The sequence below is a fragment of the Actinophytocola xanthii genome (assembly GCF_001921205.1).
Lineage (GTDB): Bacteria > Actinomycetota > Actinomycetes > Mycobacteriales > Pseudonocardiaceae > Actinophytocola > Actinophytocola xanthii.
In genome coordinates this window covers 1-14,111 of record NZ_MSIE01000130.1, presented here as the reverse complement: position 1 = coordinate 14,111, position 14,111 = coordinate 1, and the positions used below count along the sequence as shown (strand labels likewise).

Here is a 14,111-nt window from a genome sequence, read left to right as displayed (position 1 = left end):
CCCGGTGCCGTGCGCCTCCACGACGTCCACATCGGACGGTGACAGCCCGGCCGCGTCCAGCGCCGCCCGGATCACCCGCTGCTGCGCCGGCCCGTTCGGCGCCGTCAACCCGTTCGACGCGCCATCAGAGTTCACCGCCGAACCCCGCACCACCGCCAACACCCGGTGCCCGTTGCGCCGGGCATCCGACAACCGCTCCAGCACCACCACCCCGACACCCTCCGACCACCCGGTGCCGTCGGCGCCCTCGGCGAACGCCTTGCACCGGCCGTCGGCGGCCAGACCGCCGTGCCGGGCGAACTCGGCGAACGGGCTGGCTGTCGACATCACCGAGACGCCGCCGGCCAGCGCCAGCGAGCACTCCCCCGAGCGCAGGGCGTTGGCCGCCAGGTGCAGGGCCACCAGCGACGATGAGCAGGCGGTGTCCACCGACACCGACGGTCCCTCCAGCCCCAGCGCGTAGGACACCCGTCCGGAGGCGATGCTGGGTGCGCTGTTGATGCCCTGGTAGCCGCGGAACTCCTCGGGGTCGAGCAGCGCGCCGTAGTCGCCGTAGAGGACCCCGGCGAACACGCCGGTGCGGGTGCCGCGCAGCGAGAGCGGGTCGATCCCCGCGTGCTCCACCGCCTCCCAGGACGTCTCCAGCAGCAGCCGGTGCTGGGCGTCGGTCGCCATGGCCTCGCGCGGGGACATGTCGAAGAAGGCCGGGTCGAACGCGGCGGCGTCGTGGAGGAAACCGCCGAGCCGCGGGTGCTCGCCGGTCTCCTCCAGCGGCCAGCCCCGGTCGGTGGGAAACGCGGAGACCGCGTGGGTGCCCTGCGCCACCAACCGCCACAGGTCCTCCGCGTTCGCCACGCCGCCGGGGAACCGGCACCCGATGCCCACGATCGCGATCGGCTCGCGGTCCCGCGCCTCGAGCTCGGCCACCCGCTGGGTCGCCCGGCGCAGGTCGACGGTGACCCGTCGCAGGTAGCCGACGACCTTGTCCTGGTCTTCCCGCATTCTTCTCCCGTCCAACCCGACGCCCCGGCGTTAGTCCTGTGTAGACGCGAAGTTCTCGTCGATGAGGTCGAACAGCTCGTCGACCGACACCGAGTTGATGTCCTCCTCGGACGGTCCGGACGGCCCGCCGGCGTCACCGCCGTCCTGCCGCAGCCGGGCGGTGAGCCGCTCCAGCCGGGCCAGGACGTCGAGCCGGTCGCCGTTCAGCACGGCCGGGTCGGCGAGTGCGGCCTCCAACCGGTCCAGCGACGCGAGCGCGGTGCCGGTCCCCGGCGCGGCGGCCGGCACCAGCGTGGCGAGCAGGTGCTCGACGAGCGCCGCGGTCGTCGGGTAGTCGAACACGAGGGTGGCCGGCAGCCGGTGACCGAGCGCGGCGCCGAGCCTGTTGCGCAGCTCCACCGAGGTCAGCGAGTCGAACCCGAGGTCCCGGAAGCGACGGTCGGGCTCGATGCCGGTCGGGTCGTCGATGCCGAGCACCACGGCCACCTGCCCCCGGACGACCTCGCCGAGCAGCTCCCGCCGCCCGGCCTCGGGCAGCCCGGGCAGCCGGTCGACCAGGGCGCGGGCGGCGCCCGCCGCACCGGCCGCGGTCCGCCGACCCGCCGGTCCCAGCGCGCGCAGCACCGCGGGCAGGTCGGGGCGGGTGCGCAGGACCGCGTGGTCCAGCGGCAGCGGCACCGCCAGGGCGGTGTCGGTGGTGGCGGCCGCGTCGAACATCGCCAGGCCCTGGTCGACGGAGAACGGGACGAGCCCGTCGCGCCGCAGCCTGGCGTGGTCGAGCTCGGTCATCGCCCCGGTCATCCCGGTCGCGCGGGCCCACTGTCCCCAGGCCAGCGACACCGCGGGCAGGCCCTCGGCGCGGCGGTGCGCGGCCAGCGCGTCGAGGAAGGTGTTCGCGGCGGCGTAGTTGGCCTGCCCGGCGCTGCCGATCACGCCGTTCGCCGAGGAGAACAGCACGAAACCGGCCAGGTCGAGGTCGCGGGTGGCCTCGTGCAGGTGCCAGGCGGCGTCGACCTTGGGCATCAGCACCCGGTGCAGGGCCTCGGGGGTGAGCGACTCGACCACCCCGTCGTCGAGGACGCCGGCCGCGTGCACCACCGCGGTCAGCCCGGGGACCGCGGCAACGAGCTCGTGTGCCCGGTCCCGGTCGGCCAGGTCGCAGGCCACGATGTCGGCGACGCAGCCCAGCGCGGACAGCTCGGCCACCAGGTCGACCACGCCCGCCGCCGAGGGACCGGAGCGGCTGGCCAGCACCAGCCGGCGGAAGCCGCGGCCGGCGAGGTGGCGGGCCAGCTCGCGGCCCAGGCCCCCGGTGCCCCCGGTGACCAGGACCGTCCCGTCGCGGTCCCAGGTCCGCGGCACGGTCAGCACGATCTTGCCGACGTGCTCGGCGCGGGACATCGAGCGGAACGCCTCCGGCGCCCGGCGCAGGTCCCAGGCGCGGGTCGGCAGCGGGGTCAGCGCGCCCCGCTCGAACAGGGCGAGCAGCTCGGCGAGCATCTCGGCCGTCCGGTCCGGGCCGGCCTCGTCCAGGTCGAACGCCCGGTACCCCGGCAGGTCCTCGCCGGTCCGGACGTCGTTCTTGCCCAGCTCGGTGAACCGGCCGCCGGGCGCGAGCAGCCGCAGCGACGCGTCCACGAACTCCCCGGCCAGCGAGTTCAGCACGACGTCGACGCCCGCGCCGCCGGTGACCTCGCGGAAGGCCTGCTCGAAGTCGAGCGTGCGGGACGAGGCGATGTGGTCCTCGGCCACGCCGAGCCCGCGCAGCACGTCCCACTTGCCCTCGCTCGCGGTGGCGAAGACCTCGGCGCCGAGGTGGCGGGCCAGCTGGACGGCCGCCATACCGACCCCGCCGGCGCCGGCGTGCACGAGCACCCGCTCGCCCGCCCGCAACCCGGACACGTCGACCAGGCCGTACAGCGCGGTGAGGAACGCGGCCGGCACCCCGGCGGCGGTCACGTCCGACCAGCCGGCCGGGACCGGCACGACCCGGCGCTCGTCGGTCACGACCAGCGGGCCGAACGCGCCGTGCGCCACGCCCATGACACGGTCGCCGACGCGGACGCCGGTGACCTCGGGCCCGGTGGCGACGACGACGCCGGCCGCCTCCACACCCATCAGCCCGGCGTCGCCGTGGTAGCGGCCGAGCGCGTCGAGCACCTTGCGGTACCCGAGGGTCGCCAGCACGTCGCGGAGGTTGAGCCCGGCCGCCGACACGGCGACCCGCACCTGCCGGCCGGTCAGCTCACCCTGCGCGGCCGTGCTCGGAACGAGCCCGAGCCCGTCCATCGAGCCCGGGGTGACGACGTCCATCCGCCACGCGCGGTCGCCGGGCGGCGCGGCGAGCGCCGTGCGGTCGGCGGTCAGCCGGGGCACCCGCACCTCACCGTCGAGCACCGCGAGCTGCGGTTCGTCGCCGGCCGCCACATGCGGCAGGGCCAGCGCCAGGTCGTGGGCCGGGTCGGGCCCGGCGAGGTCCAGCAGACCGAACCGGCCGGGGTGCTCGGCGATCACGGTACGCACGAGCCCCCAGGCGGTGGCCGCCGCCGGGTCACGCCCGGTGACCGCGCCGCGGGTGAGGACGACCAGCCGCGCGCGGGCGAACCGCTCCTCGGCGAGCCACGCGCGGACCAGGGTCAGCACCCGCTCGGCGGTCTCGTGCGCGGCCGCCACGACCTCCCCGCCGGCGGTGACGCCGCCGGTCACGTCGATCAGGACGGCGTCCGGCACCTCGGCCAGCTCGTCGATCCGGTCGACGATCGTGACCAGGCCGGCGGGATCCACGTCGGTCGCCGGCGCCGACGGCCAGTCCAGGGTGTACAGCGAGCCGGACGCGACGCCACGCCGGTCGGGAGCCGGGGCGCGCAGCTCGAGGCGCCCGACCGTGAGCACCGGGGCGCCCTCGGCGTCCGCGGCGACGAGCGAGACGGCCGTGCCGTCGCCGTCGGGCAGGCGGCGCAGCCGCACGCGCAACGCGCTCGCCCCGGTGGCGTGCAGGCTGACGTCCTGCCAGGAGAAGGGGAGCGCGCCGGCCTCGACCTCGACACCGCCGGCCAGGACCGCCTGCAGTGCCGCGTCCAGCAGGGCCGGGTGCAGCCCGAACGCACCGGGGGCGCTGTCATCTTCGGTGTCGGTGTCGGTGGGCAGGGCGACCTCGGCGAACACGTCTCGACCGCGTCGCCAGACCGCGCGCAGGCCCCGGAACACCGGGCCGTAGTGGTAGCCGGCGTCGGCCACCTCGGCGTAGAAGTCGCCCAGGTCCACCACCGAGCCCCCGGGTGGCGGCCACTCGGCGAGGTCGGGGTCGGCGGGGCTCACGGCGGCGGGCAGCAGTGAGCCGGTGGCGTGCTGGGTCCACGGCCCGGTGTCCGCGCCGTCGGGTCGGGAGTGGACGGTGAGCTGGCGCCGACCGTCGTCGTCGGGCGCCTCGACCCGGACCTGGACCCGCAGGCCGCCCCGCTCGGGCAGCACGAGGGGCGCGGCGAGGGTCAGCTCCTCCAGGCACGCGCAGCCGGCCTCGTCGCCGGCACGCACCGCCAGCTCGACGAACGCCGCTCCGGGCAGCAGGGCCCGTTCGCCGACCCGGTGCTGGGCAAGCCAGGGGTGGGACTCCACCGAGAGCCGTCCGGTCAGCACCACGCCGTCCGCACCGGCCAGCTCGACCGCGCCGCCCAGCAGCGGGTGGCCGGTGCCGGCGAGCCCGGCGTCGCGCAGCTGTCCGGCGGCGTCCCGGGACCGGGTGCCCTGGCTCGGCCAGAACCGCCGGTGCTGGAACGGGTACGTCGGCAGGTCCACGGTGGACGCGCCGCTGCCGGCGAAGAACGTCGGCCAGTCCACGGCGCCGCCGTGGGTCCACAGGTGACCGAGCGAGGCCAGCAGGCGGCGCGTGCCGCCGTCGTCGCGGCGGATGCTGCCGGTCACCAGCGAGGGGGCGCCGGTGGCGGCGAGGGTGTCCTCGAGGTCGCCGGCGAGCACCGGGTGCGGGGCGACCTCGACCAGGCAGCCGTGCCCGGCGGCGGCGAGCTGCTCGACGACCGGCTGGAACGACACCCGCTCACGCAGGTTGCGGTACCAGTACCCGGCGTCCAGGGCGGCGGTGTCCAGCAGTTCCCCGGTGACCGTCGAGTAGAACGGCACACCGCCGACGCGCGGCTCGATGGGCGCCAGCGCCGCGGGGAGCAGGTCGGCCAGCGCCTCCACCTGGGGCGAGTGGGAGGCGTAGTCCACGCGGACCTTCTTCGCGCGTACGCCGTCGGCCGCGCAGGCGGCGAGCAGCTCGTCGAGCGCGGCGGTCTCGCCGGAGACCACGGTGGTCGTCGGGCCGTTGACCGCGGCGACCGAGAGCCGCCCGGCGAACGGGGCGAGCCGCGCCTCGACCTCGGCCAGCGGCAGCGCCACCGAGGCCATCCCGCCGTGCCCGGAGAGCCGTTCGGCGATGGCCCGGCTGCGCCGCGCCACCACCAGCGCCCCGTCGGCCAGCGACAGCGCTCCGGCCACGACGGCCGCGGCGACCTCGCCCTGCGAGTGCCCGACCACGGCGACCGGCTCGACACCGAAGGAACGCCAGGCCGCGGCGAGGGAGACCATGACCGCCCAGGTGGCGGGCTGGACGACGTCGACCCGGGCCAGCATCGCCTCGTCGTCCAGCACCTCGGCCAGCGACCAGTCCACATGCTGCGCCAGCGCGGCGGCACACTCCGCCATCGATCCCGCGAACACCGGCGAGGACGCGATGAGCTCGCGACCCATGCCGACCCACTGCGAACCCTGGCCGGGGAACACGAACACGGTTCCGCCGACCCGGGCGGCGACACCGGCCGGTGCCGGGCGGTCGGCGGCGAGGTTGGCGAGCCCGGCCAGCAGCTCCCGGTGATCGCCGGTGAGCACGGCGCGGTGCGGCAGCGCGGCCCGGGTGGTCGCCAGGGACAGCGCCACGTCCACCGGCCGCGGCGGCCGCGGCCCGGACAGCAGCTCGCCGAGCCGAGCGGCCTGGGCACGCAGCGCGGTCGGTGTCCGTGCCGACAGCGGCAGCGCGACGACCTCGGGTTGTTCGGCCGGGCCCGGTGCGGGGGCGGGTTCTGGCTCGTGTTCGAGGATCAGGTGGGCGTTGGTCCCGCTGGCGCCGAACGAGGACACCGCCGCGCGGCGCGGCCGGTCCGCGGCGGGCCAGTCGGACTGCTCGGCGAGCAGCGCGACCCGGCCGGCGCTCCAGTCCACGTGTGAGGAGGGCGCGTCCACGTGCAGGGTTCGCGGGGCGACGCCGTGCCGCATGGCCTGCACCATCTTGATCACTCCGGCAACCCCGGCCGCCGCCTGGGTGTGCCCGATGTTGGACTTGACCGTGCCGAGCAGCAGCGGGGTCTCCCGGCCCTGGCCGTAGGTGTCCAGCAGCGCCTGCGCCTCGATCGGGTCGCCGAGCACGGTGCCGGTGCCGTGGCCCTCGACCACGTCGACGTCCTGGGTGGACAGTCCGGCGTTGGCGAGAGCCTGGCGGATGACCCTGGCCTGGGCCGGCCCGTTGGGCGCGGTCAGACCGTTGGAGGCGCCGTCGGAGTTCACCGCCGAACCACGCAGTACGGCCAGGATCCGGTGCCCGTTGCGCAGCGCGTCGGAGCGGCGTTCCAGCACGAGAACGCCCACGCCCTCGCCCCAGCCGGTGCCGTTCGCGGCATCGGCGAAGGCCCGGCACCGCCCGTCCGGGGCGAGCCCGCCCTGCCGGGAGAACTCGACGAACATGTAGGGCGTGGACATCACGGCCACCCCGCCGGCCAGCGCCAGCGAGCACTCGCCGTCGCGCAGGGACCGCGCGGCCCAGTGCATGGCGACGAGCGAGGACGAACAGGCGGTGTCCACGCTCACCGCGGGACCCTCGAGCCCCAGGGCGTAGGCGACGCGGCCGGTGGCGATGCTGCCGGCGCTGCCGTTGCTGCGGAAGCCCTCGAACTCGTCCTCGTCGAGCAGCAGCCGGTAGTCGCTGTACATGACGCCGGCGAAGACACCGGTCCGACTCCCCCGCACCGAGGCGGGGTCGATCCCGGCGCGCTCGAGCGCCTCCCAGGACACCTCGAGCAGCAGCCGCTGCTGCGCGTCCGTGCCCTCGGCCTCGCGGGGCGACATGCCGAAGAACTCCGCGTCGAACTCGGCGGCGTCGTGCAGGAACCCGCCGAACCGGGTGTGCGAGGTGCCGGCCCGATCCGGGTCGGGACCGAACAGCGTCTCGGTGTCCCAACCCCGGTCGGCCGGGAACTCGGAGATCGCGTCGACCCCGTCGGCGACCAGCCGCCACAGGTCCTCCGGTGACCGCACCCCGCCCGGGTAGCGGCAGCTCATCCCCACGATCACGATCGGGTCGCCGTCCGCCGGGGTGGCGGGAGCGGCCGCGGCGGCCGGTCGCGGTGCCGCTGTCACGTCCAGTTTGGACAGCAGGAGCGCGGCGATGTCCAGGGGTGTCGGGTAGTCGAACGCCAGCGTCGAGGGCAGCCGCAGGCCGGTGCGACCGGACAGGCGCTGGCGCAGCTCGACGGCCATCAGCGAGTCCAGGCCGCGGGCGGCCAGCGGCTGGCTCGGGTCGAGCCCGTCCGGGCCGGGCAGCCCGAGCACCACCGACGCCTCGCGCACGACCATCGCGGTGACCGAGGTCCGGCGCCGGTCGGCCGGCAGCGCCAGCAGCCGGTCCTGTTCGGACACCGGTACGGCACCGGTCGTCGCGGTGGCGGTGCGCGGGCCGGGTCGGACCATGTCCCGGAACACTGCGGCGACCTGGGCGCCCTGGTCGAGCTCCCGGCGCAGGCCGGGCAGGTCGAGCCGGGCCGGCACCAGGGTGGGCTCCGGTCGGCGCAACGCCGCGTCGAGCAGGCGCAGGCCGTGCTCGACCGGCATCGCGCGCAGCCCCTGGCGGCTCATCCTGGCGAACTCGGCGGCGCCGAGATGGCCGGTGAGACCGACGCCGCTGGGCTGCCACAGGCCCCAGGCGAGGCTGACCGCCGGCAGGCCGGCGGCGCGGCGGCGGACCGCGAGCTCGTCCAGGGTGGTGTTCGCCGCGGCGTAGGGGCACTGGCCCGCGGTGCCGAACGTGCCGGCGACCGAGGAGAACAGCACGAACGCGGCCAGCGGCGTCGACCGGGTCAGCTCGTCGAGGTGCAGCGCCGCGGCCACCTTGGGCGCGAACACCGCGTGCACCCGCTCGGGTGTCTGGTCGAGCATCATGCCGTCGCCCAGCGCGCCGGCCAGGTGCAGGACCGCGGTCAGCGGGTGGTCGGGGTCCACACCGGACAGCAGGTCGCGTACCCGGTCCCGGTCGGCGACGTCGCACGGCACGACCCGGACGCTGTGCGCGCCGGCCTCGGTCAGCCTGGCCACGAGCTCGGCCGCGCCGGGGGCGTCGGGGCCCCGGCGCGAGGCGAGCACCAGCCGGCGCACCCCGTACCGCTCCACCAGGTGGGCGGCCACCTCGGCACCCAGCTCGCCGGTGCCGCCGGTCAGCAGTACCGTGCCGTCGGGGTCGAGCGCCACCGGGGTGTCCGAACCGGACGGCGAGGTGCGGACCAGGCGGGGCACCAGGACCTCCTGGCCGCGCACGACCAGCTCCGGCTCGCCGGAGACGGCGAGCGCCCGGGCGAGCGGAGCGTCCTCGAGCGTGTCCAGCTCGACCAGGCGCAGCACCCGGTCGGGGTGCTCGGCGGCGGCGGAGCGGACCAGGCCGCGTACCGGCGCGGCGAGCAGCGCCCGCTCCGAGTCGGCGACGGTGACGAAGACCAGCTCGGCCGCCTCCAGCCGGGGGTGGCCGACCAGCGCCTGGAGGGCGGCGAGTGCCGACGTCGCGGCGGACTCGGGGTCGGCCGGGCCTGCGGTCAGGTCGACGAGCACCCGGCCAGGCGCGGTCATGCCGGAGTCCACGCCGGAGTCCAACTCGGACAGCAGGGTCTCGACGTCCGGCAGGACCGTGGTGCCGCCGAGGAGGCTCGTGCCGGTCCCGACGACGACCGTCGAGGACGAGGCGTCGGTCCGGGCGGGCGGTGCCGGCTGGAGCTCGACGCGGTACAGGTCCTCGATGCTCGCCGCCGCGGCCTGGCGGACCTGCTCAGGGCTCGCCCGGCGCAGGTCGAGGCCGCGGATCCGGGCCACGGGCTGCCCGGCGCCGTCGGCGAGCCAGGCCGAGAGCCGCGGACCGTCCGGATGGGACTCGACGTCGACCACGACCCGCAGCTCCGAGCCGCCGACGGCGTGCAACTCCACCCCGGACCACTCGAACAGCAGCAGCGCGTCGCCGCCGGGGTCGAGCGCGGCCGACGCGCGCATGACGTTGAGCGCCCCGTCGAGCAGGGCCGGGTGCAGGCCGAAGCCCTCCCCGCTGATGCCTTCTGGCAGGCGCACCAGGCCGAAGCACCGCTCGCCGCGCCGCCACAGCTCGGTCGTGGTCAGGAACATCGGTCCGTGGACCACGCCCTGGGCGGCGATCCGCTCCCAGAACCCGCTCATGTCGACCGGTTCGGCACCCGGCACGGGCCAGTCGGCCAGCTCGGCGAACCCCGGGTCGGGCTCCACCCCTGCCGCCGTGCCGGCCAGCTCGCCGCTGGCGTGCAGCGTCCAGGCGTCCTGCTCGCCGGTGCGGCTGTGGATGGCGACCGGGCGCAGCCCGCCGCTCTCCGCCCCGACCACGACCTGGACGTCGACCGCGGCGTCGGCCGGCAGCGCGAGCGGCGCGACCATCACCAGGCTCTCCACCCGCGGCGACCCGACCCGCCGGGCGGCGGTGGTGGCGAGCTCGAGCAGACCGGTGCCGGGCAGCAGGACCGTGCCGTACACGACGTGGTCGGCGAGCCAGGGCTGGCCGGCCAGCGAGAGGGTTCCGCTGAGCACCCGCCCGGACCCGTCGGCGAGGTCGACCTCGGTGTCCAGCCACGGGTGCCCGGGCGCGCCGCCAGCGAGCGAGGGCTGGGCGGCGGGCCAGAACCGCTGGTGCTGGAAGGGGTAGGTGGGCAGGTCGACCGTGGACCCGCCGGGGAAGCACGAGGTCCAGTCGACCGGGAGCCCACCGGCCCAGGCGTGGGCCACCGAGGCCAGCACCCGGGGCAGGTCGCCGTCGTCGCGGCGCAGGGTGCCGGTGACCACGCCGGACCGGCCGGCGGCCTCGAGGGTGTCGGCGACGTGGCCGGTGAGCACGGGGTGCGGGCTCACCTCGAGCAGGCAGCGGTGGCCCGCGGCAGTGAGCGCCTCGACCGCGGGCCGGAACCGGACCCGCGCGCGCAGGTTGCGGTACCAGTAGTCGGCGTTCAGCTCCGCGGTGTCCAGCAGGTCGCCGGTGACGCAGGAGTAGAACGGCACCTCCCCGCCGCGCGGCCGCACCGGCGCCAGTGCCTCGGTGAGCGGGCCGGCGAGCGCCTCCACCTCCGCGGAGTGGGAGGCGTAGTCGACCGGCAGGAGCTTGGCCCGGACGCCCTCGGACACGTACTCGTCGACCAGCGCGCGCAGGGCGTCCCCGGGCCCGGAGACCACGACGCCGGCCGGCCCGTTGACCGCGGCCACCGACAGCCGTCCGCCCAGCTCCGCCAGCCGGGCCTCGACCCGGTCCGCGGGGAGCGGCACCGAGGCCATCCCGCCGTGCCCGGAGAGCCGTTCGGCGATGGCCCGGCTCCGTCGCGCCACCACCAGCGCCCCGTCGGCCAGCGACAGCCCGCCGGCCACCACGGCCGCGGCGACCTCGCCCTGCGAGTGCCCGACCACCGCCGCCGGCTCCACACCGAAGGAACGCCAGACCGCGGCGAGCGAGACCATCACCGCCCACAGCACCGGCTGCACCACGTCGACCCGGGCGAGCATCGCCTCGTCGTCCAGCACCTCGGCCAGCGACCAGTCCACATGCGGCGTCAACGCCGCGGCACACCCCGCCATCGACTCCGCGAACACCGGCGAGGACGCCAGCAGCTCGCGACCCATCCCCACCCACTGCGAACCCTGCCCGGGGAACACGAACACCGCCGCACCCACCCGGGCGGCCGCGGTGCCGGTGACGACCTCGGGTGCCGGCTCCCCGGCGGCCAGCGCGTCGAGTGCCCGCAGGGCCCCGGGGCGGTCGGCGGCGAGCACGACGGCGCGGTGCGGCAGACCGGCGCGGGTGGCGGCAAGCGAGTGGCCGACGTCCACCGAGCGGACCGGGCCGTCCACCCGGGTGCGCAGGCGGGCGGCGAGCTCGGCCAGGGCCGGTGCGGTGGCGGCGGCCAGCGGCCAGGGCACGACCGCGGGCTCGGGCCCGGTCGGCTCGACGGGAGCGGCCGGTTCGGCGGGTGCCTCCTCCACGATGACGTGGGCGTTGGTGCCGCTGATCCCGAACGAGGACACGCCGGCGCGGCGGAGTCGGTCGCCCGGCGGCCAGGCCACCGGCTCGGTCAGCAGCCGGACGCCGCCCGCCGACCAGTCCACGTGGGACGAGGGGGTGTCGACGTGCAGGGTTCGGGGCAGCTCCCCGTTGCGCAGGGCCAGCACGACCTTGATCACGCCGGCCACCCCTGCGGCGGCCTGGGTGTGCCCGATGTTCGACTTCACCGAGCCCAGCCACAGCGGTCGGTCCGGCGGGTGCGCCCGGCCGTAGGTGGCGAGCAGCGCGCGGGCCTCGATGGGGTCGCCCAGCACCGTCCCGGTGCCGTGCGCCTCCACCGCGTCCACCTCGGACGCCGACAGCCCGGCGTCGGCGAGGGCGGCGCGGACCATCCGCTGCTGGGCGGCCCCGCTGGGCGCGCTGAGGCCGTTGCTCGCCCCGTCGGAGTTGATCACGGTGCCGCGGACGACCGCGAGCACCGGGTGGCCGTTGGCGCGGGCGTCGGAAAGCCGTTCCAGCACCAGCAGGCCGACGCCCTCGGCCCAGCCGGTGCCGCCGGCCGTGTCGGCGAAGGCGCGGCAGCGCCCGTCGCGGGCCAGCCCGCGCTGCCGGGAGAACTCGACCAGCATCTGCGGCGTCGCCATCACGGTCGCGCCGCCGGTGAGGGCGAGCGCGCACTCGCCGCCGCGCAGTGCGCGGACCGCGCTGTGCAGCGCCACCAGCGAGGACGAGCAGGCCGTGTCGATGGTGACCGCAGGCCCCTCGAGCCCCAGGACGTAGGCGACCCGACCGGCCAGCACGCTCGCCGCGGCACCGGTGAGCGTGTGGCCCTCGCTGCTCGCGCCCGCGGCCAGCGCGCGGTAGTCCTGCCCGGTGGTGCCGATGTAGACACCGGTGTCGGTCCCACGCAGCGAGCCGGGGTCGATCCTGGCGCGCTCGAACGCCTCCCACGCGCCCTCCAGCACCAGCCGCTGCTGCGGGTCCATGGCCAGGGCCTCGCGGGGAGAGATGCCGAAGAACTCGGCGTCGAACCCCGCGACGTCGGGCAGGAACCCGCCGGCCTCCGCGTAGAAGGTGCCGGCCCGGTCCGGGTCGGGGTCGTAGAGCCGGTCGAGGTCCCAGCCGCGGTCGGTCGGGATCGGGCCCATCGCGTCGCCGCCGTCGGCCAGCAGCCGCCAGAAGTCCTCGGGCGAGTCGACGCCTCCGGGGAACCGGCAGCTCATCGCGACAATCGCGATCGGCTCGCGCTCGGCGTCGGTCAGGTCCCGGAGCTGTTCGCGGGCGGCGTCGAGCTCCGCTGTGACCCGCATGAGGTATTCGCGCAGCTTCTGTTCGTTGGTGCTCAACTGGCCCTCCGCCCGAGCTTCTGGTCGATGAACCGGAACAGGTCGTCGTCGGAGATGTCCTCGCTCATGGCCGGTTCGGGATCGGCGGCGCGCGGGGGCGGGACCAGCCGGCCCAGCTCGTGCACCACCCGCCGCAGCCGGTCCAGCTCGGCCGGGTGCAGCACGGCCGGGTCAAGGCCGTCGAGGGCGGTCTCGATCGTGCCGAGCACGTCCTCGCCCGCCGCCCGCGCCTGCGGGTAGAGCCGCGCCAGCAGGTGCTCGGCCAGCGCGGCGGGTGTGGGGTGCTCGAACACGAGGGTGGCCGGCAGGTTCACGCCGGTCGCCGCGCCGAGCCGGTTGCGCAGCTCCACGCCGGACACCGAGTCGAACCCCAGCTCGCGGAAGGCGGTGTCGGGCGAGGGCAGGTCGCCCGGGCCGAACCCGAGTACGAGCCCGGTGTGCCGGAAGACCAGCTCCAGTACCGCCGCCGGGCGGCCGACGGCGGGCATCCGGTCCAGCCGCTGCCGCAGCTCGGCTCCCGCGCCCTCGTCGACCGGTGTGCCGGCGTCGGCGGGCGGCTCGGCCAGGGCGGCGAACCGCCGGTCCCGCGGCACCTCGGGTGCCTCCCACCGGACGTCGGCGATGGTCGCGACGGGTCGGCCGCCGGTGACCGCGTGGCGCAGGGCGAGCACGGCGAGGTCGGGCGCCATGCCCGGTGCCCAGTCCGCGGGCGGGCGGGCACCCCAGCGCACGGCCGTGGCGGGCAGCCCGGCGGCGGCGCGGCGCTCGGCGAGCGCCTCCAGGTACGCCTCGGCCGGCCGGTCCGGCGCCGCGGCCAGGTCGAGCGTGCTGAGCAGGACGAACGCGTCCAGCTCCGCGGTGAGCTCGTCCAGGTTGCCGACGGCGGCGATCCGGCGCTCGGCATCCTCGTCGGGGTCGGGCTGCCCGGCGTGCACGACCGCACTCAGCCGGCCGGTCGTGGTGATCTGCTCGAGCAGGGCGGCGGCCTGGTCCCGGTCGGCCAGGTCGCACGCCTCGACCAGGACGGCGACGCCCGCCAGCCGCAGCTCGCCGGCGAGCTCGGCCACCCCGGGTGTCTGCCAGCCCTCGGCGCTCGCGAGCACGAGCCGCTCGGCGCCGTTGCCGGCCAGCCAGCGGACGAGGTGCGCGCCGAGCGGGTGGCCGCCCTCGACGACCAGCACGGTGCCGCCCGGCCGCCAGGCCGGACCGGGCGGGGGGTCGGTCCGGGCCAGCCGCAGGGCGAGGGTGCGACCCGACCGGACCGCGATCCGGTCCTCCCCGCCGCCGGCCGCGAGCACGGCGGCCAGCCGGGGGAACAGCCGCGGGTCGGCCGGGCTCGCCGGCAGGTCGACGAGGCCGAGGAACCCACCGGCGGCGCGGGTGCCGGCGCAGCCCCACACCGCCCGCTGCTCCGGGTCGGGAGCGTCGTCGGCCGGGCCGGCGGTCAC

Annotated in this window: 2 protein-coding genes and 1 pseudogene; all 3 read right to left on the bottom strand. The window is 76.6% G+C overall.

Translation table 11 applies throughout. From position 1 onward, the window contains the following. The coding region (locus tag BU204_RS36795) for a beta-ketoacyl synthase N-terminal-like domain-containing protein (protein WP_408608083.1) at positions 1 to 1,017 on the bottom strand (1,017 nt) is incomplete at its 3' end. A gap of 15 nt (positions 1,018 to 1,032) precedes the next feature. After that, positions 1,033 to 12,645: pseudogene (locus BU204_RS36790) on the bottom strand (SDR family NAD(P)-dependent oxidoreductase); the annotation flags it as partial. A gap of 14 nt (positions 12,646 to 12,659) precedes the next feature. Beyond that, positions 12,660 to 14,111: KR domain-containing protein (locus BU204_RS36785; RefSeq protein WP_143230022.1), on the bottom strand; the 1,452-nt coding region annotated here is incomplete at its 5' end.